General features: G+C 64.0%; 21 protein-coding genes. 15 read left to right on the top strand and 6 right to left on the bottom strand.

Annotated features, from left to right (window positions below):
• The first annotated feature begins 8 nt into the window (after window positions 1-8).
• From CSC66_RS04900 to CSC66_RS04860, 9 genes are all read left to right on the top strand, one after another.
• Window positions 9-2,219, top strand: a complete 2,211-nt coding sequence (locus CSC66_RS04900) for a glycosyltransferase (protein WP_162376273.1) — start codon at window positions 9-11, stop codon at window positions 2,217-2,219.
• Window positions 2,216-3,343, top strand: a complete 1,128-nt coding sequence (locus CSC66_RS04895) for a glycosyltransferase family 4 protein (protein ID WP_162376272.1) — start codon at window positions 2,216-2,218, stop codon at window positions 3,341-3,343. The genes CSC66_RS04900 and CSC66_RS04895 overlap by 4 nt, the downstream gene beginning before the upstream one ends.
• Entirely contained in the window at window positions 3,343-4,149 is an 807-nt protein-coding gene (locus CSC66_RS04890) for an ABC transporter permease (protein ID WP_162376271.1), read from the top strand. Before CSC66_RS04895 ends, CSC66_RS04890 begins: the two co-directional genes overlap by 1 nt.
• Entirely contained in the window at window positions 4,142-5,551 is a 1,410-nt protein-coding gene (locus CSC66_RS04885; RefSeq protein ID WP_162376270.1) for an ABC transporter ATP-binding protein, read from the top strand. Before CSC66_RS04890 ends, CSC66_RS04885 begins: the two co-directional genes overlap by 8 nt.
• A gap of 17 nt (window positions 5,552-5,568) precedes the next feature.
• On the top strand, window positions 5,569-7,212 hold the full coding sequence (locus CSC66_RS04880) for an FkbM family methyltransferase (RefSeq protein WP_162376269.1): 1,644 nt from the start codon (window positions 5,569-5,571) through the stop codon (window positions 7,210-7,212).
• A 157-nt stretch (window positions 7,213-7,369) separates the two neighbouring features.
• Window positions 7,370-8,404: a GDP-mannose 4,6-dehydratase gene (gene gmd, locus CSC66_RS04875; protein ID WP_162376268.1), complete on the top strand. Its 1,035-nt coding sequence runs from the start codon at window positions 7,370-7,372 to the stop codon at window positions 8,402-8,404.
• Window positions 8,388-9,290: a GDP-mannose 4,6-dehydratase gene (locus CSC66_RS04870; protein ID WP_162376267.1), complete on the top strand. Its 903-nt coding sequence runs from the start codon at window positions 8,388-8,390 to the stop codon at window positions 9,288-9,290. Before gmd ends, CSC66_RS04870 begins: the two co-directional genes overlap by 17 nt.
• A 124-nt stretch (window positions 9,291-9,414) precedes the next feature.
• The gene (locus CSC66_RS04865; RefSeq protein WP_202935598.1) at window positions 9,415-10,620 is read left to right on the top strand and encodes a glycosyltransferase family 2 protein; all 1,206 of its coding nucleotides are present in this window, start codon (window positions 9,415-9,417) and stop codon (window positions 10,618-10,620) included.
• 1 nt (window position 10,621) lies between these two features.
• On the top strand, window positions 10,622-11,008 hold the full coding sequence (locus CSC66_RS04860) for a GtrA family protein (RefSeq protein WP_162376266.1): 387 nt from the start codon (window positions 10,622-10,624) through the stop codon (window positions 11,006-11,008).
• Between the two features lie 36 nt (window positions 11,009-11,044).
• Here CSC66_RS04860 and CSC66_RS04855 read toward each other — a convergent pair whose 3' ends face one another.
• The 4 genes from CSC66_RS04855 to CSC66_RS04840 form a co-directional block, all read right to left on the bottom strand.
• Window positions 11,045-11,860, bottom strand: a complete 816-nt coding sequence (locus CSC66_RS04855; protein WP_162376265.1) for a class I SAM-dependent methyltransferase — start codon at window positions 11,858-11,860, stop codon at window positions 11,045-11,047.
• A gap of 176 nt (window positions 11,861-12,036) precedes the next feature.
• Entirely contained in the window at window positions 12,037-14,178 is a 2,142-nt protein-coding gene (locus CSC66_RS04850) for a hypothetical protein (RefSeq protein ID WP_162376264.1), read from the bottom strand.
• Between the two features lie 72 nt (window positions 14,179-14,250).
• A complete protein-coding gene (locus CSC66_RS04845) occupies window positions 14,251-15,201 on the bottom strand; it encodes an electron transfer flavoprotein subunit alpha/FixB family protein (RefSeq protein ID WP_162376263.1) in 951 nt (316 codons plus the stop codon).
• Window positions 15,201-15,947, bottom strand: coding sequence for an electron transfer flavoprotein subunit beta/FixA family protein (locus tag CSC66_RS04840; protein WP_162376262.1), 747 nt, complete (start codon window positions 15,945-15,947; stop codon window positions 15,201-15,203). The genes CSC66_RS04845 and CSC66_RS04840 overlap by 1 nt, the downstream gene beginning before the upstream one ends.
• A gap of 217 nt (window positions 15,948-16,164) precedes the next feature.
• Between CSC66_RS04840 and rfbB the strand changes: the two genes are divergently transcribed.
• From rfbB to rfbD, 4 genes are read left to right on the top strand one after another with little or no spacing between them, the layout of a single operon-like run.
• Entirely contained in the window at window positions 16,165-17,220 is a 1,056-nt protein-coding gene (gene rfbB / locus CSC66_RS04835) for a dTDP-glucose 4,6-dehydratase (protein WP_162376261.1), read from the top strand.
• Window positions 17,217-18,107 (top strand): glucose-1-phosphate thymidylyltransferase RfbA, encoded by an 891-nt coding sequence (rfbA, locus tag CSC66_RS04830; RefSeq protein ID WP_162376260.1) that lies wholly within the window; start codon window positions 17,217-17,219, stop codon window positions 18,105-18,107. The genes rfbB and rfbA overlap by 4 nt, the downstream gene beginning before the upstream one ends.
• Entirely contained in the window at window positions 18,104-18,661 is a 558-nt protein-coding gene (gene rfbC / locus CSC66_RS04825) for a dTDP-4-dehydrorhamnose 3,5-epimerase (RefSeq protein WP_162376259.1), read from the top strand. Before rfbA ends, rfbC begins: the two co-directional genes overlap by 4 nt.
• The gene (gene rfbD / locus CSC66_RS04820) at window positions 18,658-19,578 is read left to right on the top strand and encodes a dTDP-4-dehydrorhamnose reductase (protein ID WP_162376258.1); all 921 of its coding nucleotides are present in this window, start codon (window positions 18,658-18,660) and stop codon (window positions 19,576-19,578) included. Before rfbC ends, rfbD begins: the two co-directional genes overlap by 4 nt.
• Window positions 19,579-19,737: 159 nt before the next feature.
• Here the strand turns inward: rfbD and CSC66_RS04815 are convergent, their stop codons facing one another.
• Together CSC66_RS04815 and CSC66_RS04810 are read right to left on the bottom strand one after the other, a co-directional pair.
• Window positions 19,738-21,141, bottom strand: a complete 1,404-nt coding sequence (locus CSC66_RS04815; protein WP_162376257.1) for a mannose-1-phosphate guanylyltransferase/mannose-6-phosphate isomerase — start codon at window positions 21,139-21,141, stop codon at window positions 19,738-19,740.
• Between the two features lie 20 nt (window positions 21,142-21,161).
• Window positions 21,162-22,508: a phosphohexomutase domain-containing protein gene (locus CSC66_RS04810; RefSeq protein WP_162376256.1), complete on the bottom strand. Its 1,347-nt coding sequence runs from the start codon at window positions 22,506-22,508 to the stop codon at window positions 21,162-21,164.
• A gap of 166 nt (window positions 22,509-22,674) precedes the next feature.
• On the opposite strand from CSC66_RS04810, the gene CSC66_RS04805 reads away from it, so the two are divergent.
• Together CSC66_RS04805 and CSC66_RS04800 are read left to right on the top strand one after the other, a co-directional pair.
• Window positions 22,675-23,388 (top strand): CoA transferase subunit A, encoded by a 714-nt coding sequence (locus CSC66_RS04805; protein WP_162376255.1) that lies wholly within the window; start codon window positions 22,675-22,677, stop codon window positions 23,386-23,388.
• Window positions 23,388-24,011, top strand: coding sequence for a CoA transferase subunit B (locus CSC66_RS04800; RefSeq protein WP_162376254.1), 624 nt, complete (start codon window positions 23,388-23,390; stop codon window positions 24,009-24,011). The genes CSC66_RS04805 and CSC66_RS04800 overlap by 1 nt, the downstream gene beginning before the upstream one ends.
• Window positions 24,012-24,019: the final 8 nt, after the last annotated feature.

Raw genomic sequence — 24,019 nt, 5'->3', positions numbered from 1 at the left:
GCGTACCCATGACCCAGCGTCCCACTGTTTCCGTCATCATCAATACCGATGGTCGCGCAGCTTCCCTGGCTCAGTGCCTGGAAAGTCTTCAGTACCTGCGGTATCCGAATTTCGAAGTCATCGTGGTCGCCGGGCCGACCCGCGACGGTACCCATGAGCTGTGCGAAGCCTGGGGTTCCAGGATCAGGTATGGCACCTGCGATGTGCGAAACCTCTCCAAATCGCGCAACATCTCCATCCAGATGTCGTCGGGCGAGATCGTCGCGTTCCTGGACGATGATTCGGTGCCTGAGCCCGAGTGGCTCGACGATGTAATCCCCGCCTTCGAAGATCCTGAGGTCGCCGTGGCCGGCGGCTTCCTTCACGACCATACCGGCAAGACCTACCAGTGGCGCTACGGGGTCATGGACCGGTTCGGCGCGGCAAACACTTCGTTCCATGGTCCGTCGCCGGCGCTCAATTTTCCGTACACGGCCAACTTCCCGCACGTAATGGCCAATAGTGCCTTCCGGCGCAGCGCCATCGTTGAAGTGGGCGGGTTCGACGAAGAGTACGAGTACTTTCTGGACGAGAGCGACATCATCTGCCGTTTCGTCGACAACGGCTGGAAGGTCGCCCAGATGGACAATGGGTTCATCCACCATAAGTTCATGCCAAGCCACATTCGGAACGAGTCGAAAGTCCTTACCAGCTGGTACTCGCTGGTGAAGAACAAGACCTACTTCTCCTTGACGAACGGTCGGTTGCATTCGACGCTAGACCAGGTAAAAGACGTCATCACGGCATTGGTAGAGGAGTTCCGCACGCACGTGCGCTGGGCCGTGAACGAAGGAATTCTCGGTGTGGAGTACCTGGAGCGCTACGAGGACGAAGTGGATCGGGCTTTCCGCGAAGGATGGTCGCGCGGTGTTTCGCAGGAGCGCCGCTTGGTCCCGGCCGATTCGCTGAAAGGTGTCGATGGATTCAAGCGATTCCCCACTATCCTGCCCGCCGCAGAGCAGAGATGCTTCGTCTTTCTTTCCAAGACGTATCCGCCAGCCAGCATCGGCGGCATCGGCCGGTACATCCATCACTTGGCGCGCGCCATCGGTAGCCAGGGGCATCAGGTGCACGTACTCACGACCGGCGAGGGCCATGACCGGGTTGATTTCGAGGAGGGGGTCTGGGTGCACCGGATCGTCGCCAAAGACCATCCCGTGCCGGCAACGTTGCAGGTGCCGGGCCACATTTGGAATCACTCGCGCACGATGTTCATGGAGGCGGTTGAGATCGCTTCGCGGCGCGCTATTGACGCGGTTTATGCGCCGATTTGGGACGTGGAGGGCATTGCCTTCCTGGAGGATCATCGTTTCCCGATCGTGCACAGCCTGCAAACGACGCTCGAGTTCTATCTCGACGCCAATCCGGACAAGCGTGTAGATGCGGACTTCATGGAAAGTTTCGCCAAGCCGATGCTCGCGCTCGAGCGCAGGGTATTGATCGAGAGCGACCGGATCCATGCGATCAGCGCCGCCATCGCGGAGGAGATCGAGCGGCGGTACCAGATGAAGTTCGATTCCCAGCGGCTGGATGTGGTGCATCTGGGACTTGAGGATATGGTGCCTTCCGACGCGATCGTCCCGTCGCCGATAGCCGCTGGCGCGGTGCGCCTGACGTTCATCGGCCGCCTGGAGTCGCGCAAGGGTATTGATGTCTTTCTTGATATCGCGGCCGACTTGCTGGCTCGGCATCCGAACCTGCATATCGACGTAGTCGGAAATGACACGATTCCGGCCGAGGGCGGGTCGACGTACCGCCTTGAGTTCGAGAAGCGCGCAAAGGGAAAGTATGATCGGTCGCGGCTGGTTTTTCATGGTGAGGTTGATGAGCAGGCGCTGCGCGGTTTCTACGCATGCTCCGATATCATCGTCGCGCCATCGCGATTCGAATCGTTCGGTCTCGTGCATCTGGAGGCGATGATGTTCGGCAAGCCGATCGTGGGCTGCTCGATCGGCGGGATGGCCGAAATTATCGAAGACGAAGTGACTGGTTTGCTCGTTGCTCCGGGCGATAGCTCGGCCTTACTCAATGCGCTCGATCGGCTCGTGACCGATGACGGGCTGCGGCAACGCCTGGGTGCAGTCGGTCGCAAGGCGTACGAACACAGGTTCTCGGCCGCTAGCATGAGTGAAGGTGTCGTTGGGATCCTTGGGCGAACCTCGGCCGAAGCGTCCATATGAGAATTGCCTATTTGAATGGCGTCTGCGTAGAGCACGACGCCATTTCCAAGGCCATCAGGGATGAGGTCACTTGGCTGCTCGAGAGTGGCCACGATGTAAGGTTGTTTTGCTACAAGTGCGACTATGAAGATGTCCCGCACCGCGTCGTGAACGGCGTTGGCGAGGTCGTGTTCGATCCATACTTTCAAAGCTGCGAGCTGGCGGTCTTCCACTTCGGGATATTCTCGCCGCTGTTCGATGCGCTTCCGGTAACCCCGGTGGGTGCCGGACGCATCGTTGTATTTCACAATGTCACTCCTCGTGAACTGGTGCCTCCGCAAGGGCAGGAGTTGATAGACAAGTCGATGCGGCAGATCGGCAACATGGCTTGGGCCGACCACGTGCTCTGCGACAGCCAGACCAATCTGGAGGTCCTGCGAGCACAGGGAATCAGTACGCCCCACTCGGTCATGCCGCTTGCGGTGAGCACGGATCTGCAGCCGCCCAAGCACAAACCCAGTTCGGACGATGGTGTCGTGCGCATTGCGTTCATCGGTCGCTTCGTCAAGGCGAAGGGCCCGCTCGAGTTGTTGTCGGCGCTGGTCGAGGTCGCCGCGTCCCCGTCAGCGCCGCGTATCCACCTGGATTTGATCGGCAATATTGCGTTCTCGGACCAGACCTTGGTTGCCGAGTTGCGCGATGAGGTTGCCCGGATTGGCGCAAAGGATGCGGGTCGCCTGACCGTCGAGCTGCACGGAAACGCGTCCGGCGAGAAGAAGCATGAGGTGCTGACTTCTGCGGATATTTTCGCCCTGCCGACGTATCACGAAGGTTTCTGCGTTCCCGTCATTGAGGCGCTTTCAAGCGGGTGTCGCGTGATCACCTACGACAACTCGAACTTGCCCAGTATCTGTGGTGGTCTTGGTACGTTGGTCGAGACGGGCAACAGGCGTGCACTGGCCGACGCTTTGTCACAGGTGATCGGAGAGGTTTCCTCCGCGCAATGGATCGAGGGGGGGTATGCCGATTTTTCCGGACGCGCGCAGCGCTATGTGGGCGCTTTCGACCCGTCCGTGATCCGCCGGAAACTCACGGCGTTCGTTGACGAGTTCGTGGCCAGAAAATCACGCGTGCGAGAAAGCTAATGCAGAATCAGTCAAATGTCGGGCTGGCCGAGGGGCTCCGCCTGACGATCATGTTGGCCAGGCGCGACATTCGCACGCGCTACGCGACCTCCTTTGCGGGTGCTATCTGGAGCGTCGCGCTTCCTTTGTTGTTCGCGCTGGTCAATGTGGTGGTCTTTTCTGTCTTGATGACGGGCCGCATGGGCACGCGCTACGGCGATGTCCCGTTCGCGTTGTTCTATTTCGTGCCTTTTTCATTGTGGGCCCTGTTTACGGAAGTCTCGTCGCGCAGCACCACAATACTGCGCGAGTACCACTACCTCATTACCAAGATTGCCTTTCCGGTCTGGGTGATTCCGCTTGTCCCGATCGCATCGGCGCTGATCAGTCAGGTGGTGATGTTCGCCATCATCGTCTTCCTGCTGGTGACCAAGGGCGTGGCTCCGTCGCCCGACGCGTGGGCATTCTTCGTCATCTGGGGCTTGGCAATCCTCATGACCGTGGGCGTCTCGTACCTGTTCTCCTCGATCGCCATGTTCGTTCCGGACCTCGGTCAATTGGTTCCGGTGCTCACCACGATCATGTTCTGGCTCACCCCGATTCTGTACCCGGTGAACATGGCGGAAGATGGGCCGATGTGGTTCCGCAACATCGTAATTCACTTCAATCCGTTCTATTACATGGTGGAATCCTCGCGATTGGCGGTGCTTGGCGTAGAGCCTATGCCCTGGTCCTATGTCGCGATTTTCGGCTGCTTTGCCGGCGTGACTTTTATCGCCGGCATGCATGTTTTCAACAAGTTGAAGGCTGGGTTCGCGGATGTCTGAACAGCACTCCACCCCTGGCACACAAGCGTCCGCTCCCGTCATAGAGCTTGCGAACGTCAGCAAGTTCTATCGTACCTATGCAAACCCGAAGCATCGTCTATATGAGTTGCTGACCGGGTCGCGTCGCTACGCGCGAGAAACGCGTGCGCTGGAAGATGTGTCGCTGGTGCTGGAGCGCGGTGGCCGATTGGGTATCGTCGGTGAGAATGGCAGCGGAAAGAGCACCTTGCTCAAGGTGCTGGCGGGCGTGCTGACGCCTACCGCCGGAACCGCCCGAGTTGCGGGGCGGGTGTCGGCGTTGCTGGAGCTTGGCGCCGGTTTCAATCCGGATCTGACGGGGCGCGAGAACGTTTCGCAGTTCTGCATGTTGCATGGCATGCGGCAGGACGAGATTGATGAGGCCGTCGAGCCGATCCTGCGCTTCAGCGAACTGCAGGATGCGATCGACCATCCGGTACGTACTTACAGCAGCGGTATGGCCGTGCGCTTGGGCTTTGCCTGCGCCGTGTACGTGCGACCCGACATCCTCATCGTGGACGAGGCGCTGAGCGTCGGCGACGCATACTTCCAGAACAAATGCATGCACAAGATTCGGGCGATGCTCGATGATGGCGTCACGTTCCTCTATGTAACGCATGCGGCGGACGCGGTCCGTGCCCTTTGCAATCAGGCGGTCTGGATGGATCGCGGCAAGGTACGCATGTTCGGCAGCTCGACCGCGGTGGGAGCGGCCTATCAAAGCGACGTATTCAGTCGTTCGGTGCGCGCGGGCTATGAAACACAAGCGGTCGTCAAGGCGGAGGCCGGCGACGGGGCTTCCGTTGCAGGTTCAACGAATGCTCCGGAGATCGTGCGGGCGGCCTCGCACCATTTCGATCGGGCTCGTCAACAGGCTTTCGCCGAACGCGTGGAGCCGCTGCGGACCGGCAGTGGAGAGATGCGGGTCGATGACATCGTGCTGGTGGATGCGGCTAGCCAGGAGACGGATTCCCAGCCGTTTGGCGAAGAGGCGCATGTCCGCGTCCACTTCCACGCTGCGCGTTCCGTCGAGGGTGCCGTCGCATTGAATCTGGGCGTGATGGATCCCAGCGGTCGCCAGATTCTGCATCTGAGCTCCCTCGCGAGTGGGATTGAGATCGCGCAGTGCGTGCCCGGCCATCGCTACGCCATCGACTTCCGCTTCGCATGCCCCCTCACGCCGGGTGAGTACAATTTCGCCGCAGGGATTTCACTGATGTCGAAGTCGACTTTGCGCGATACGCAGATGGTCGTGGAGTCGGTGATTGACTACTGCGTTGGTGGCGCAAGGTTCAGTGTGGCCGAGCCGGAAGGAAATGCGTTCCGGGATCTGTGGGGCATCTGCTATGTGCCCAGTAGTGCGAGTTTGAGCCAGATCGACTGAGGGGACCGGAGTGATACATGAGTGCTGTTGAAAGTGAGCTAGAAGCGCTACGTGCGGCGGTCGCCGCGGCCATGCCCGGAAATCCCGCAGCGCAAGGCTGGAAGAGCTACTCGCGATGCGACGAGGATGGGATCATCCGGGAATGCCTGCGACGAATCAGTCACGTCACGCCATTGACGCATACTTTTCTCGAAGTTGGCTGCGGAAATGGTCGGGAGAACTGCACTCACCAGCTTTTGTTGGATGGATTCCGAGGAGTCTGGATCGATGGTAGCCAGGCGAATGTGGCGGCGATCCGGGCCGCACTTGGCTCCACTGCGTTCGACGAACTGCTGGTCCTGCGTACTTTCGTCACGACCGAGAATGCTGCCGCGCTGGCGGACGATGCTGCTTCATTTGCCGGGACGCGCGAGCTTGATTTTCTTTCGGTCGACATTGGCGGCAACGACGCCCATGTGATGGCAAGATTGTTGTCAGTGCTCGCGCCGAAGTTGTTGTGTGTGGAGTACAACGCGAAGTTTCGGCCGCCGACATCGCTCGCCATGGCGTACAACGCTGAGCACCAGTGGCTTGGCGATGACTACTTCGGCGCGTCGCTGCAGTTCTGGGTGGATCAATTGCAGGGCTACCGCCTGGTTGGCTGCAGCCTGAGCGGTGCCAACGCCTTCTTCGTACGCCAGGATCTGGCTACGGACTTCCCCATGTTCCCGGTTGACCGTCTATACGAGCCGGCGCGCTATCACCTTGTCGAAGCGGCCGCGGGCCATCCGGCCACGTTGCGATGGTTGGCCGATCGACTGATGCCCGGTAAGCAGGCCGCCTGGTTCGTCGATGCCGATGTTCCAGGCATGAGCAGGTTCCCATTCGAGACCCATCGCTGCGTCGATCAATACATATCGGGGGATCTGGTCCGCGACGGGATATGGGAGCCGTTCGAAACCGAAGTGTTTCGACGGGTCTGCCTGCCAGGCGATCGCGTCCTGGATATCGGCGCAAACATTGGATGGTACTCGGTCCTGGCTTCTTGGCTGGTGGGCGAGGGCGGGCAGGTGCGCTCGTTCGAGCCCGATGAGGCCAATAGCGCGCTTCTGGCCCGGAACGTCCGACGCAATTCGCTCCACGCCAACGTTCGTATCGAGCGAATGGCCGTGGGTGCCCGCTCGGAGCATCTGAGTCTGTTCCGATCGAGCAGCAACCTTGGAGACCACCGTCTCTTCGACGACGGATCGGTTCGCGATGCGACCTCGGTGCCGGTGGAGCCACTGGATGCTCTCTACGGCAATGGAGAGCCATTGCCCACACTCATCAAGTCCGATACCCAGGGCTCGGAGGGGTGGATCCTGGAGGGCGCCAAGCAGCTCCTGGCAGACGGCTGGCGTCCGGTCTGGTTGCTGGAGTTCTGGCCCTATGGTCTAGCCAACGCCGGTTCGGATGCGATGGAGCTGTGGACTCGCCTGAATGCCCTGGGCTATCGCATGTTCGAGGTAAGCGAGGGCAACCCCGCGCTAGTCGTGCTGGATGAGGCGCGGGTGCGTCACCGGCTTGAGACCGACATCACGATTGATTCCACGGGGTTCATCAATATCCTCGCGCTGCCTCAGGGAGATGACGAGCGACTCCAGCGCGTGCAGGATCTGATCCGGGCCTCGGACGGCTCGTGACCGGGCTTCGGGAAAATGGCTGGCAGGGCCCGCGAGAATTCGCGGGCACCGCTGGCTTACAATTGGCAGCGGGTCCCTCGGGCGCTCCTTCCGCAGGTCGATCGAACCTGTCGAATGGGCCCGTTGGCCCATCATCAATGCAAAGGACCGTTTAGGCATGAAAAAGGCGATCGTTACAGGTGTGACCGGGCAGGATGGCGCTTATCTGGCACAGCTGTTGCTGGAAAAGGGCTACAAAGTCTACGGAACCTATCGCCGGACCAGCTCGGTCAACAACTGGCGCATCGAGGAACTGGGCATCCAATCGCACCCGAACCTCGAGTTGGTGGAACACGACCTGCTCGATCTTGGTTCCAGCATCCGCCTGCTGCACAGCAGTGGCGCCAGCGAGGTGTACAACCTCGCCGCACAGAGCTTTGTCGGAGTGTCATTCGACCAGCCGGCAGCGACGGCCCAGATCACAGGGGTCGGCGCGCTCAACCTGCTCGAGGCGATTCGAGTGGTGGACCGCGGAATCCGCTTCTACCAGGCATCCACGTCGGAGATGTTCGGCAAGGTGCAAGCCGTACCCCAGCTGGAAGATACGCCGTTCTATCCACGCAGCCCGTACGGCGTAGCGAAACTGTACGCACACTGGATCACGGTGAACTACCGTGAGTCCTACGACATCTTCGGCTGCAGCGGAATCCTTTTCAATCACGAATCCCCGCTGCGCGGACGCGAGTTCGTGACCCGCAAGATCACCGACTCGGTCGCGAAGATCAAACTGGGCAAGCTCGATATGATCGAGCTGGGAAATCTTGACGCCAAGCGCGACTGGGGTTTCGCGAAGGAGTATGTGGAAGGCATGTGGCGCATGCTGCAGGCCGAAAAGCCGGATACGTACGTGCTGGCGACAAATCGCACCGTGACTGTGCGCGATTTCGTCACGTTGGCATTCAGGGCCGTCGATATCGACATCCGTTTCGAAGGCGAGGCCGAGCGCGAGGTGGGCCTGTGTGCGCAGACGGGCAAGACTCTTGTTCGCATCAATCCCAAGTTCCACCGGCCCGCCGAAGTCGATCTTCTGATCGGTAATCCGGCTAAGGCGCGCAGGGAGCTTGGTTGGGAGCCCAGGACCACCCTGGAGGAACTGTGCCGAATGATGGTCGAGGCCGATTTGCGCAGGAACGAACGTGGTTTCTCGTTCTGACCGCCGCCCGCGCGCGCTCGTCACTGGTCTGACCGGGTTCACCGGACGCTACGTCGCTGCCGAGCTGGCGCAGGTCGGCTACGACGTGGTGGGCTTTGGCCAGGGTGAAGTCGACCGCGACGATTGCAGGGCCGTGGATCTCACCGATCGGGCCGCAGTTGAAGATGGAGTAGCCTGGGCGGACGCGGACGTGGTGATTCATCTGGCTGCGATCGCTTTCGTCGCGCACGGCGATGTCGATGCAATCTATGGCGTCAATGTGCTGGGGACGCGCAATCTCCTCGAGGCGCTTGCAAGCGCGCCACGCAAGCCGGAGCTGGTGCTTATCGCCAGCAGCGCAAACATCTACGGGAACGCCCAAGTCGAGCCGATTACCGAATCGACGCCGCCGGACCCGCAGAACGACTACGCTGTCAGCAAGATATCGATGGAGTACATGGCTCGGCTGTGGGCACAGCGTTTGCCCATCGTGGTCACCCGGCCGTTCAATTACACCGGCGTCGGGCAGGGGGACAACTTCCTCTTGCCGAAGATCGTCAAGCACTTCCGTGATGGCGCCGACGCTATCGAGCTGGGCAACATCGATGTTTGGCGTGATTTTCTCGATGTTCGCAGTGTGGCATTCGCATACCGTCGTTTGGTTGAGACGCGGCCCCTGGGTGGGGTGTTCAATATCTGCTCGGGACAGGCCCATTCGTTGCGCGAGGTCGTGGCGATGGCGGCGGACCTGGTCGGACGCCCGATCGAGATCCGGCTGAATCCTGCCTTTGTGCGCGCAAACGAAGTGCGCCGGCTCGTGGGCTCGAACCGCCACCTCGTCGAGGCCATTGGCCACCTTCCGGACATCCCCCTGAAGGAAACAATCCGCTGGATGTTGTCGGCCTAGGTCCTAGGTCGCCGACAAGGTCCGGATGCGGCCAGCTGCGGTGCCCCGCCGGTCTCGACGACGACAGGGAAAGTGGGTCGGGAGGAGCAGCTGGAGGTGATTGCCCGTCATTGCTTGGAGGGCAGTGACCCGCTATCTTTCGCAAGCCAATGAAACTACCGAAGCGGGTTACATGGAACTGACCATACTGATGCCCTGCCTCAATGAGGCAGAGACACTCGAAATCTGCATCAAGAAAGCCAAGGCGTTTTTGGCCAGTTCCGGCGTCGACGGCGAGGTGATGATCGCCGACAACGGTAGCACGGACGGATCGCAGGATATTGCACGCGCCAATGGTGCGGTCGTGGTGGACGTGCCTGCGCGTGGTTACGGCGCGGCTCTGCTGGGAGGTATTGAGGCCTCGCGCGCCCGTTTCGTGATCATGGGCGACGCCGATGACAGCTACGACTTCTCCAACCTGATGCCGTACGTCGAGCGCCTGCGCGCGGGCGCCGATCTGGTAATGGGCAACCGTTTCAAAGGCGGCATCGCCGAAGGCGCGATGCCATTCCTGCACAAATACCTTGGCAACCCCGTGCTCAGCTTTCTCGGGCGCCTGTTCTTCAATGTGCCTATCGGAGACTTCCACTGCGGACTGCGCGGCTTCAATCGCGAAAGTATCCGTAGCCTCAAGCTCGTGACGCCGGGAATGGAGTTCGCAAGCGAGATGGTCGTGAAGTCGGCGCTGTCGCAGCTGCGCATCGACGAGGTCCCCACCACGCTCAAGCCCGACGGTCGTTCGCGCCCCCCGCATCTGCGCACCTGGCGCGATGGCTGGCGCCATCTGCGATTCCTTTTGATCTTCTCGCCGCGCTACCTCTACCTGGTTCCCGGGTTGGTCCTGCTCGCGATCGGCGTGGGAGGCATGGCGTGGCTTTGGTCGGGGCCGCGTGAGGTGATGTCGGATCTCGCGTTGGATGTGCACAGCTTCGTCGGCTTCACCATGATCGCGGTGCTGGCGGTCCAGATACTGCTGTTTGGCGTGCTGTCGCGCGGGTTCGCATCGATCTTCGGTATCCGGCGCGAAACCCGGGTCTGGATGTCGCTGGCAACCAGCCTGGAGCTGATGCTGGTGCTCGCGCTCATTGCAGTGCTTGGTGGCCTTGCAGGGGCTTGGTGGTGCTTCTCGGAGTGGGCCAGGGTGGGCTATGCCTCGCTGGAGTACGGCAAGTTCCTGCGGCCGTTCGTCTCGTCGCTCGCCGCACTGCTGGCCGGGACACAGATGGCATTCACCGCTTTCTTCGCCAGCTCGTTTGCCGAGTACTTCAAGCATAGCAAGTCCGGCGGCTGACGTGTCCGACAGCCGCGTCCGGCGCCATGTGACCTTCCTGCTGGTCGGTGGGTTTGGCTTCGCGTTGTACCTGGCGATCAGCAACGCGTTGCACTATGCCTTTGATGTCCGCGAGTCGGTTTCCGCGGTCATTGGCAGCATCCTGCCAATATGGCCGGTGTATGAGCTGCAGAGGAGGTACACGTTTCGTGGGCGCGAAAGCGGTTCGCATTCGTTCCCGGGCTATGTGGTGTTGCAGGGCTTCAATGCTGCGCTCGTTGGCTCCCTGTCTTCTGTCGGGGCCCGGACGGCGCTGCCCGGATATGCGGTGTTCGTCGTTGCAGGCGTAGCAGGCGTGCTGGTTTCCTACGTCGTGCAATCCCGTTTGATATTCCGCAAGGCTCGATAAGGCACGGCCGCGCAATGCGGCCGGGTACCGCACCGATTAGTGCTTGATGATGATGAAGCCTATCGAGGTCGTGACGTACTTTTCCTCGACGATCAGCTTTAGGTGCTTGTTACGGTTGTAGGGTGGAAGGTCGACGTATTTGTCGAGTTCGCCATCACCCGTGTTGAAGTTTATTGGCAGGAAAACATGTCCCTGGTCCTCGACAAGGGACTTCAGTCGCAGCATGTCTTTCCGGCGATAGAGCGACAGCCCGACGCTCTCGAACGTTTCATCGTCGCCTTCGACGTTGTACTCGGTGGTATGGACGGCGATCCCGCCGGGTTTGAGGCACTTGTTGGCATTCAGAACGAAGTCGATTCCATGCTGCAATGAGCCCAGATGCTCGAGCGCGCACGACGACCAGATGAACTCATGCTGTCCTAGGTCGTCGGGAATTGCGTTCATATTGGCGGGGCGGAAACTGACGTGTTTCTCGAAGGTTTCCCAGGAGCAGATGCCTTCATAGAAGAATCCGCGCACGTCGGTGCTGCCCCAGTACGCGTCGCCTTCTTCAACGGGCTCGATGTCCGTGCACAGTACATTCACCCCGCGTCGCGCCATGACGGCGGCCAAAGGCTCCTTGCCGCAACCAAAGCCCAGTCCCGAGTATCCCGGTTGCAGGACACATAGCTGCTCGAGCGCACGCAGGATATAGATGTATTCCCACTGCTTCCGGTGGAAAAGCTTGTCCTGCGCGATTTCCCGGCAAAGACGGTCGTACACCGGTTCTAGGAACTGCTGGGAGGTGCAAAGCTGGGATGCGACGGTTTCAAGCGTCGGCTCCGGGAGAACTTCGGCTGCGTGATCCGACATTCGGACGCCCCTTAGTCGCGGTGCTCTGTCCGCTTCTCGAAGATAGCGCACTCCATCTGGCCGTTCCATATGCCGCTGAGGCCCTTCGCGCCATGTGAACGCCATGCGGCGCGCGATGGGACCAGCTCCAAGGCGGGATCTCTCGGGGGGCTTCAGGCGCCGCCCGGGGCAAGAGGCTACTGGCGAGGTGCCTGCTCGCCTTCCCGATGGATTGCCGCGCGCAACAAGGCGGGTGACATCGCCAATGCGATGACGAACACCGGTAATTGGTAGCGCGAGTCCTGGGCCACATTGGCCACCGCCAGAACGGCACTGTGCACCAGGACCGGAACGGTAACCAGCGCGATCCGCCAATCCTTCATGCGCGTCGCCGCAACCCATGCGGCAAAGATCAGCAGATAGAGCCATGCGGCTGGCCGCCAGAGCAGGTTGAACTGGCGTGTGAAATCCAGCCATTGCACGGTGGGTTCGACGAGATGGGGGGCGAGGGATGCTTCACGCACTTCGGGGCCTGGTTGTACCCACTGCTGCTGGCCGTCGCGGGTGTGGATGCTTGGGCCCGCTTCGTATAGCGGGGCCTGGCTGGACTCGTCCATCAGCCAGACCAGTGAACTGACGCAGGCCAGATGGCGAAGCTCAGTGCCTGGATTCTCTCGTGCCATCTGCAACCAAGTATCGCGCAGCTCCGTGCTGTTGCGGGAAGCCGCCTCGATGTCGAACCTGGAGTTGAAGATGGTGATGTCCACCACACTGCAGCGGTAGGGCCAGGTACCGCCATCCTTGACGACTTCGCGGAACAGGGTCGTCGCCTCCGGTGTGGGCGGACGCTCACCCGACTCCAGGTGTGCGGCAATGTGATGCGAGTACAGGGTGAAGGCGACGTTCGATCGCTTTACACCCATGGAGTCGGTGACGGGTCCCTTCAATGCCATCGCGATGGCGACCACGCACAGCCCCAGCACGACTGCGGCCTTGCGATTGGCGGGGGATAGCACGAAGACAATGAGTAACGCCGCCACCGCGATCGGCGGGCCGTTGTGTCGGAACAGGACGCAGACCAGCAGTACGGCGAGGGCAGCGGCGAAGTTCGGCAGCCGTCCCAGGCGCGGCGTACCCAGGAACAGCAGGCTCGTGACACCGGCGGTGATGGCCACGACGGACGCCGCGTAGGGAATGTCCTTCCACAACGTGATGCTGCAAAAGGCGATCATTGGCATCAGTGCGCAGCCCCAGGATGCGGCATTCGCAAGCAACGACGAAGTCCGGGTCGCGCGCTGGGTCACCGCAATGAGGTAGCCAGACGACAGTCCGAGCGCTCCGGCCTGCAGCATGGCGACGAAGCCGGGGGTGTCCCAGATCTTGCGCGCCAATGAGATAAGCAGCGTGTGGAAAACCGGGTGCCAGTCCGAGCCGATCGTCGCCCCGGCCATGTGCCATTGGTCGATGGAATCGTTGCTCATCACGCCGGGCCAGAACACGATCAACAGCAACGCCGAGACCGTCCACGACGGTAGCGCGAAGCGCAGGCTGTCACGCCAGAGTGGAACTCGGGTGTCGCCAACTGCCGACGGAATGGAGGCGAACCACAGGTGGAGCATGAACAGGGCGAACGCGATGAGCAGAGCATCGAGTACCTGTATGGCCCGTTGCTTCCCGCTGCGCTCGGCGAATTGCATCCACAGGTGCGGGTTGGCGTCGCCGAGCAGCCAGATCGACCGGTATGCATTGCCGCTGGTGGGCTTGTAGAGGTCGACGATCTGGGCGTGCCCATTGGTACTCAGTTGCGCGCGGCCCGACCACGGGTGAGAAAGAGCCAACACCTGCAGCGACGTTGCGCGACCGCTCCAGCGCGCGGGTGTGCCCGCTTGCGTGGCGTAAAGCATCCCGTCCCGCACCTGCCAAGTGGCATCGTGGCGGATCTGATCGACCGGCACGCGCACCCCGTCGGCTTCGATGGCGAACCACACTTCGCTGCCCTGGCCGCTTTGGGGTGACGGACCTAGCGGGCGGACTTCAACCTCGACCGGGTCGACCGAATTGCCGCTGGGAGCCACCGGGATGGGGATGGCGTACGTCATCGCGAAACCGACGAGGCACAGCGTCAGTGCGGTAGCCGCAGCCTTCCAGGCGCCAGTTGCCGGCAGGGTCTGGCGCAACCACGCAATGAGCGGGGCGCTGATGAGCCAGGCCAATACGGCGAACAGCGCGAGAAGGACGATCTGGTGGCGCACGGGTCCCAAGTGCGCCACCACCGAAATGGATACGCAGAGGCTGAAGGCCGAGCGGGCCAGCGCCCAGAAAACCGGATTGACCTGCATGGCTTCCCCTAGGTGAGCAAGTGAGCGACTTGCATGTGAGGCGACGTATCCGTCGCCTGTGCACCAACGCGGTCAGGCGTCGCCGAGGGCCTTTTCCAGTTCCGGCAGCAGCTGGAACAGGTCGCCCACCAGCCCGATGTCGGCCACCTCGAAAATCGCCGCTTCCGGATCCTTGTTGATCGCCACGATCGTGCCGGCGTCCTTGATCCCGGTCAGGTGCTGGATCGCGCCGGAGATGCCGATCGCCACGTACAGCTCCGGGGCGATGATCTTGCCGGTCTGGCCGACCTGCATCTCGTTCGGGCAGTAGCCGGCGTCGACGGCGGCGCGCGAGGCGCCCACGGCGGCGCCGAGCTTGTCGGCCAGGCTGTAGACGATGCGGAAGTTCTCTTCCGAACCCACGCCGCGGCCGCCGGAGACCACCCGGCGCGCGCTCTGCAGGTCCGGACGGTCCGAGCCGCCGGCCGCCAGGCCGATCCAGCGCGTGTGCGAGGGCAGGGCGACGTCGGCGCTGGTCGCTTCGACCGCGGCATTGCCGCCGCCGGCCGCCTCGGGCCAGGAAGCGGTGCGCACGGTGGCGACCACGGCCTGCCCGGCCGGCGCCTCGACGGTGATGATCGCGTTACCGGCGTAGATCGGCCGCTTGAAGGTGTGGCTGCCCTCGACCGCCATCAGGTCGGAGACCTGGTTGACGCCCAGCAGCGCGGCCACGACCGGCATCAGGTCCTTGCCGAAGGTGGTGGAGGGGCCGAAGACGTGGCTGTAGCCGGCCGCGAGCTGCGCGACCTGGGGGCCCAGGACCTGGGCCAGGGCGTGCGCGTTGGCCGGGTTGGCCACCGCCAGCACGCGCGACACGCCGCCGATCTGGGCGGCCTGCGCGGCCACGGCCGACGGGTCGGCCGCCAGTACGACGATGTCGATGGCGTCCGGCGACAGCGCCTGCGCGGCGCTGACCGTGCGCGCGGTCGAGGCGTTGAGCTTGCCGTCCAGGTGTTCGGCGACGACCAGTACCTTGTTTGCCATCACAGCAACCCCTTCTGCTTCAGTGCGGCGACCAGTTCGGCCGCATCCTTCACCATCACGCCCTTGCTGCGCTTTGCGGGCGGGGCATAGGTGGTGGTCTTCAGTTCCGCGCCCGCCTGGACGCCCAGCTCGGCCAGCTGCAGGGTCTCCAGCGGCTTGCTCTTGGCCTTCATGATGTCCGGCAGCTTGATGAAGCGCGGCTCGTTCAGGCGAAGGTCGGTGGTGACCACGGCCGGGAGGTCGACTTCCAGCGTTTCCAGGCCGGCGTCGACTTCGCGGGTGACCGTCGCCTTGCCGGCGGCGACCTCGACCTTCGAGGCGAAGGTGGCCTGCGGACGGCCCCACAGCGTGGCCAGCATCTGGCCGGTCTGGTTGGCGTCGTCGTCGATGGCCTGCTTGCCCAGGATCACCAGGTCAGGCTGCTCCTTCTCCACCAGCCTGAGCAGGGTGCGGGCGGCCGCCAGCGGCTGCACCGGCTGGTCGGTGACCACGTGGATGGCGCGGTTGGCGCCCATGGCCAGGCCGTTGCGCAGGTGCGCCTGGGCGTCGGCGGGGGCGATCGTGGCGACCACCACTTCGGTGGCGATGCCCTTGTCGCGCAGGCGCAGGGCTTCTTCCAGGGCGATCTCGTCAAACGGGTTGGGCGAAAGCTTGACGCCCTCGGTGACCACACCGGAGCCGTCGGGCTTGACCTGGATGCGGACGTTGTAGTCCACGACGCGCTTGTAGGCGACCAGGATCTTCATCGTGCGGGGATTCCTTCGGGATAGCTGGGCGGCCCGGCCGCGGCGGCAGGCCCGGGGGTGCTGATTCTACCGGGTGAGCCACGCCCATGCGATCAGGTATCGACCTGTGGAGGGTGATGGATCGCAGTCCGGTACTGGTGTCCGGAAGTCAGCTGGGGACCGTTATGCTATGCGGCTTCCGAGCTTTATGCCGCGGTGGCGGACAGGACGGTGTGGTTTGGCAACCTGGCTGGTGACAGGCGGCGCGGGGTTCATCGGCGGCAACTTCGTGCTGGAGGCGGTTGCCCGCGGCATCCGGGTAATCAACCTGGACGCGCTGACCTACGCCGGCAACCTGGACACCCTGTCGTCGCTGGACGGTCATCCGGACCACGTGTTCGTGCAGGGCGACATCGGCGACCGGGAACTGGTGCCACGGCTGCTGACCGAACATCGGCCCGATGCGGTGGTGAATTTCGCCGCCGAGAGCCATGTCGACCGTTCGATCGACGGGCCGGCCGCCTTCATCCAGACCAACGTGGTCGGCACCCTGGGCCTGCTGGAAGCCGTGCGCGACCACTGGAAGGGCCTGGAAGGCACGGCGAGGAAGGCATTCCGCTTCCTGCACGTGTCCACCGATGAGGTCTACGGCACGCTGGGCGAGACCGGCAAGTTCTCCGAGACCACCCCGTATGCGCCGAACTCCCCGTACTCGGCCTCCAAGGCCGCGTCGGACCACCTGGTCCGCGCGTTCCACCACACCTACGGGCTGCCGGTACTGACCACCAACTGCTCCAACAACTACGGTCCGTACCATTTCCCCGAGAAGCTGATCCCGCTGATGATCGCCAAGGCACTGGCTGGCGAGCCGCTGCCGGTCTACGGCGACGGCAAGCAGGTGCGCGACTGGCTGTTCGTGGCCGATCATTGCGAGGCGATCCGCACCGTGCTGGCCCGGGGCCGGGTTGGGGAAACCTACAACGTCGGCGGCAACTCGGAAAAGCAGAACATCGAGGTCGTACTTGCGATCTGCGAGCTGCTGGACCAGCGCCGGCCGCGCGAGGATGGCCGGCCGCGCAGCAGCCTGATCACCCATGTCGCCGATCGCCCGGGCCACGACCGCCGCTACGCGATCGATGCGTCCAAGCTCAAGGACGAACTGGGCTGGGAGCCGAAATACACCTTCGAGCAGGGCATCGCCGCCACCGTCGACTGGTACCTGGACAACCAGGCCTGGGTACGGCGCGTGCTCGACGGCAGCTATCGCCTCGAACGCATCGGAGTGAATGCATGAGCGCGCGCAAGGGCATCATCCTGGCCGGCGGTTCCGGCACGCGGCTGTATCCGATCACCCGCGCGATCAGCAAGCAGCTGCTCCCGGTCTACGACAAGCCGATGATCTACTACCCGCTCAGCGTGCTGATGCTGGCGGGCATCCGAGAGGTGCTGGTCATCAACACCCCGCACGAGCAGGCGCTGTTCCAGGCGTTGCTCGGCGACGGTTCGCAGTGGGGGATGCGCATCGAGTACGCGGTGCAGCCCAGTCCCGACGGGTTGGCCCAGGCGTACCTGATCGGCCGCGACTTCGTCGCTGGCCAGCCCAGCTGCCTGGTGCTGGGCGACAACATCTTCCACGGGCATGGCCTGACCGCCCTGCTGCGGAAGGCCGCGGAGCGCGAGCAGGGCGCCACCGTGTTTGGATACTGGGTCCGTGATCCGGAGCGCTACGGCGTGGCCGAGTTCGACGGCGATGGACGCGTGGTGGATATCGAGGAGAAGCCGGCGGCTCCGCGTTCCAACTACGCGGTCACCGGGCTGTACTTCTACGACGGACGGGCCAGCGAATACGCCAGCGAGCTGAGGCCGTCGTCGCGCGGGGAGCTGGAGATCACCGACCTCAACAAGCGTTACCTGGAGCAGGGCGAGCTGTACCTCGAACAGCTGGGCCGGGGCTACGCCTGGCTTGATACCGGCACCCACCAGTCGCTGCTGGAAGCGTCGACGTTCATCGAAACGATAGAAGCCAGGCAGGGCCTTCGCGTGTGCTGTCCGGAGGAGATCGCCTTCGGCAACGGCTGGATCGACGCGGGCCAGCTCGAGGGCCTGGCTGCGTCGCTCCTGAAGAACAGCTATGGCCAGTACCTGCTGGAAATCGCCAGGCGCGGCGAGGTGGTTCGGTGAAGGTCATCGAGACCGGCCTGCCCGGTTGCCTGGTGGTCGAACCGACGGTGTTCGGCGACGAGCGGGGCACCTTCTTCGAGGGCTGGAACGCCGAGCGCTACGACAAGGCGGGGATTGCCGCGAGATTCCTGCAAAGCAATACGTCGACTTCGATCCGCGGGGTGTTGCGCGGCTTGCATTACCAGTGGCCGCGCCCGCAGGGAAAGCTGGTCAGCGTCCTCGAGGGCGAGGTCTACGACGTGGCGGTCGACATCCGCCGCGGCTCGCCGACGTTCGGGCGCTGGGAGGCGGTCATACTCAGCGCGGAAAACCGACGCCAGCTGTGGGTGCCGGAGGGCTTCGCGCATGGCTTCGCCGTCCTGTCCGAGCGCGCGGTCTTCAGCTACCTGTGCACCGACGTCTATGTGAAGGAGGCGGATGCCGGCCTGCGCTGGAACGATGGGGCCATAGGCGTGGACTGGCCGCTCGGCGACCCGCTGCTTTCCGCCAAGGACAGTTCTGCGCCGCTGCTGGAGGACATCCCCGCCGAGCGGTTGCCGCTCTACGCGCCATGACCCGGCTTCTCCTGTTCGGGGCGAACGGCCAGGTTGGCCGCGAGCTGTTGCACAGCCTGTCGACGTTGGGCGAGGTGATCGCCGCGACCCGGAACGGCAGGCTCGACAATGGCGAGCCTTGCCAGGTCGGCGACCTGTCGGATCCGGGCGCCTGTGCGGCGCTGGTCGGCGCCATCGGGCCGGCGGCCGTCGTCAATGCCGCCGCCTACACCGCGGTCGACAAGGCCGAGAGCGATCGGGAGATGGCCTTCTCGATCAACGGCGACGCCCCGGGTGTCCTGGCGCGAGCCTGCGCCGTCGCCGGGATTCCCTTCGTCCACTATTCGACCGACTACGTGTTCGACGGGCGCGGGGCGCGCCCCTACCGGGAAGACGACCCGACCGCGCCGCTGGGCGTGTACGGAGCAAGCAAACTGGCGGGCGAAGTCGCGGTGCGCGAGGCGGCGGGCCGGCATTTCATTTTCCGCACCGCGTGGGTGTATGCCGCCCACGGCCACAATTTCCTCAGGACGATGCTGCGCCTGGGCGCCGGGCGCGACGAGCTGCGCGTGGTGGCCGACCAGGTGGGCTCGCCGACGCCGGCGGCGCTGATCGCCGATGCCACCGCCGCGGCGTTGTCGCAGGTGCTTGCCGACGGCACGAGGGCAGGCGGCACCTGGCATTTGGTCGCCTCCGGCGAAACCAGCTGGCACGGCTTCGCCGAAGCGATCTTCTCCGAGGCCGCGGCGGCTGGCCTGCTGGCGCGCCCGCCGGCGGTGGTGCCGATCACGACGGCAGACTACCCGACCCCCGCGCGCCGGCCCGCCTATTCCCGGCTCGATACTTCCCACTTCCAGAATGAGTTCGGCTTCGACTTGCCAGATTGGCGGGATGGGCTCCGCGGCGTCATTGCTTCGCTGGCCCGCACGCCTTCGTAGGAGCCGATCCTCATCGGCGACGCGACGGCAGCCTGGAGAAGCCTGCGCTAAACGCGGCTTTTCAGATGGCGCGGAGGCCACGTGTCCGGTGCGCGCTCCCGGTCGCCGCCAGGTACCGGTTACGCCAAGTGCTGGAGACCGCTTGCACCCACGGCCGGGTCAAGCCCGGCCGTACGTGTCCTCGAAGCGGACGATGTCGTCCTCGCCCAGGTAACTGCCGGACTGCACTTCGATCAGCTCCAGCGGCAGCTTGCCCGGGTTTTTCAGGCGATGGGTGACGCCGAGCGGGATATAGGTGCTCTGGTTCTCCGTGAGCAGGATCACCTCTTCGCCGCGGGTGACTTCGGCGGTGCCGGACACGACGATCCAGTGTTCGGCGCGGTGATGGTGCATCTGCAGGCTCAGGGTCGCGCCCGGCTTGACCGAGATCCGCTTGACCTGAAAACGATCGCCGTTGTCGATCGAGTCGTAGGCGCCCCACGGGCGGTAGACCTTGCGATGCCAGGTGGCCTCGGAGCGCTTGTCGCGCTTGATCCGCGCCACGACCTCCTTGACCTCCTGCATGCGCTCGCCCTTGCCCACCAGCACTGCGTCGGCGGTCTCCACAACGATGACGTCATCGAGGCCAACCAAGGCGATCAAGCGTTCGCCGTAAGCGTAGGTGTTGCGGCAATCGATCGCGATCACGTCGCCATGGTGGGCGTTGCCCTGGGCATCCTGCGGGGAGACCTCGCGCAACGCCGTCCAGGAGCCGACATCGCTCCAGCCGGCGTCGAGCGGGACCAGCGCGGCATCGGCGGTCTTCTCCATCACTGCGTAGTCGATCGAATCGGACGGCACCGCGGCGAACGCGGCCTTGTCCAGGCGCACGAAGTCGGAATCGCGTTTCGCCTGCTCCCAGGCGTGCCGGGACGCCTCCAGGATCGTCGGGTTGAACTTCTGCAGCTCGGCCAGGTAACGCGAGGCCTTGAACAGGAACATGCCGCTGTTCCAGAAGTACTCGCCGGAAGCGACATAGCCTTCGGCCGTGGCCAGGTCGGGCTTCTCGACGAAGCGCTCGACCGCACGGACTTCGCCGCCGGCCGCGGCCTTGATGTACCCGTAGCCGGTCTCCGGGCCCGCCGGAACGATGCCGAACGTCACCAGCTTGCCTGCCGCGGCCGCCGGCAGCGCCTGCTTGACTGCGTGCTGGAACGCGGACTCATCGTTGATCACATGGTCCGAGGGCAGCACCAGCAGGATCGCGTCATCGCCGTCGCGGGTGGCTTCCAGGGCGGCGATAGCGATGGCCGGCGCGGTGTTGCGGCCCACCGGTTCGAGCACGATCGCCTGCGGCTTGGCGCCCACCTGCTGCAGCTGCTCAGCAGCTACGAAGCGGTGTTCCTCGTTGGCCACGACGAGTGGGGCGCGGCCGGCGATGGGCGCGACCCGGTGCCAGGTCGCCTGCAGCATGGTCAGTTCGCCGGTCAGGGGCAGGAACTGCTTGGGATACGACTCGCGCGACAGCGGCCAGAGGCGCGTGCCGGAGCCGCCGGACAGGATCACGGGGAGGAGGTCGTTCATCGGATTCGGTCCTAGGTTGCTCAGGCTTCGATCAGTCGGGAGATTTCTTCGGTGCGCGCCTGCATGAGGCGTGAATCGCCACGCGATTCGACATTCAGGCGCAGCAGCGGCTCGGTGTTGGAGCTGCGCAGGTTGAAGCGCCAGTCGCCGAAGTCCGCGCTCAGCCCATCGGTATGGTCGAGCGCGGGGGAGAGCTCGGAGAAGTGGGTGAGGATGCGCTCGATCGACGCCTTGGCGTCTTTCACGCGGAAGTTGATCTCGCCGCTGCAAGGGAACGCTTGCATGCGGTCTTCGACCATGGCGGCCAACGGCGCACCGGTGGCCGAGATCAGGTCGGCGATCAGCAGCCACGGGATCATGCCCGAATCGCAGTAGGCGAAATCGCGGAAGTAATGGTGCGCGCTCATCTCGCCGCCATAGGCGGCGTTCTCGGCGCGCATACGCTCCTTGATGAACGCATGGCCGGTCTTGCTCATCACCGGGATGCCGCCGGCCTGCTCGACCATTTCCACCGTGTTCCAGACCAGGCGCGGGTCATGGATGATCTTCTCGCCGGGGCTGCGTCCCAGCAGGGCCTTGGCCAGCAGGCCGACCAGGTAATAGCCCTCGATGAAGCGGCCGTCGGCATCGAAGAAGAAGCAGCGGTCGAAGTCGCCGTCCCATGCGATGCCGAAGTCGGCGCCGTGCTGGCGGACCGCTTGGGCGGTGGCGGCGCGGTTCTCCGGCAGCAGTGGGTTGGGGATGCCGTTGGGGAAGCTGCCGTCCGGCTCGTGCTGGATGCGGATGAACTCGAACGGCAGGTGCGGCGCCAACTGGTCGATGACCAGCCCTGCGCCACCGTTGCCCGGATTGGTGACGATCTTCAGCGGGCGCAGCCGCTGCCGGTCCACGTAACCGAGCAGGTGTTGGATGTAGGCCGACTTGTCCGGATGCGCGCTCAAGCCGCCTCGCAGCTCGCCGATGGCGCCGTCATGGGCGGCGGCGAAGTCGCGGATCGCGAACAGGCCCGAGTCGCCGCTGATCGGCTTGGCCTGCTCGCGGACCAGCTTCATGCCGTTATAGTCCATCGGGTTGTGGCTTGCGGTGACCATCACGCCGCCGGCCGCGCCCAGGTGCGCGGTCTGGAAATAGACCTCCTCGGTACCGCACAGGCCGATGTCGATGATGTCCCGGCCCATGCTGCGCAGGCCGTCGGACAGGGCCGCCTGCAGGCCCGGGCTGCTCAAGCGCACGTCGTGCCCCAGCACCACCGGCCCGGGATCAAGCTGTCCGGCCAGGGCCAGGCCGATGCGTCGGGCCAGGCTCTCGTCGAGTTCGTCGGGCACCCGGCCACGGATGTCATAGGCCTTGAAAGCGGGGAGCGTCATCAGGAGGGTCGGTCTGGACAGGACCGCCGATTCTACCGGCCGGGCCGGGGGGACGCGACGGGAGGGGCGCGAAGGTGTGCCCGGCCTCCCATTGCCCGAAGGTACGTGTCGCGTCGCAGCATGCCCCGCTAGAATCCGGGTCTTGGGTTTCCAGACGAGGGCACGCATGGCCGCTTCCAAACTCTATCCGGACGCGAAATCCGCGCTGGCCGGCCTCGTCGCCGACGGCCAGACGCTGGCGGTGGGCGGCTTCGGCCTGTGCGGCATCCCCGAGGCGCTGATCGCCGCCCTGCGTGACTCCGGGGTCAAGGGGTTGACGGCGATCTCCAACAACGCTGGCGTCGACGGGTTCGGCCTCGGCCAGCTGCTGGCCACCCGCCAGATCCGCAAGATGATTTCGTCCTACGTGGGCGAGAACAAGGAGTTCGAGCGCCAGTTCCTGGCGGGCGAGCTGGAGCTGGAGTTCAACCCGCAGGGCACCCTGGCCGAGCGCCTGCGGGCCGGCGGCGCGGGCATCCCGGCGTTCTTCACCGCCACCGGCTACGGCACGGTGGTGGCGGAGGGCAAGGAAACACGCGAGTTCGACGGCAAGCACTACGTGATGGAGACCGCGCTGGTCGCCGACGTCTCGCTGGTCAAGGCGTGGAAGGCCGACAGGGCGGGCAACCTGGTGTTCCGCAAGACCGCACGCAACTTCAACCCGGCCTGCGCGATGGCCGGCAAGGTCTGCGTGGCCGAGGTCGAGGAAGTGGTCGAGGTCGGCGCGATCGATCCGGACCACGTGCACCTGCCGGGCATCTACGTCGACCGCATCGTGCACAACCCGACGCCCGAGAAGCGCATCGAACAGCGCACCGTCCGCCAGCAGGAGAACAAGTGATGGCCTGGACCCGCGACGAGATGGCGCAGCGCGCCGCCCGCGAATTGACCGACGGCGCCTACGTCAACCTGGGCATCGGCCTGCCGACCCTGGTCGCCAACCACATACCCGATGGGGTGGACGTGTGGCTGCAGTCGGAGAACGGCCTGCTGGGCATCGGCCCGTTCCCGACCGAGGACGAGGTCGACGCCGACCTGATCAACGCCGGCAAGCAGACCGTCACCGCGCGCGCGGGCGCCAGCTATTTCGGCAGCCACGACTCGTTCGCGATGATCCGCGGCGGCCACATCGACCTGGCGATCCTGGGCGCGATGCAGGTCACCGACAAGGGCGACTTGGCCAACTGGATGGTGCCCGGCAAGATGGTCAAGGGCATGGGCGGGGCGATGGACCTGGTGGCCGGCGTCAAGCGCGTGGTCGTGCTGATGGAGCACACGGCCAAGAACGGCGAGCACAAGATCCTGCCTGAATGCACCCTGCCGCTGACCGGCGTCGGCGTGGTCGACCGCATCATCACCGAGCTGGCGGTGTTCGACGTGACGCCCGGCGGACTGGAGCTGGTCGAGACCGCGCCGGGTGTGGACATCGGGGAACTGCGCAGCCTCACCGGGGTGGCGTTCTAGTCGCGGAT

This window comes from Pseudoxanthomonas kaohsiungensis, from assembly GCF_010211765.1.
GTDB classification, from domain to species: domain Bacteria; phylum Pseudomonadota; class Gammaproteobacteria; order Xanthomonadales; family Xanthomonadaceae; genus Pseudoxanthomonas; species Pseudoxanthomonas kaohsiungensis.
This window is presented reverse-complemented; position numbering and strand designations above follow the sequence as displayed.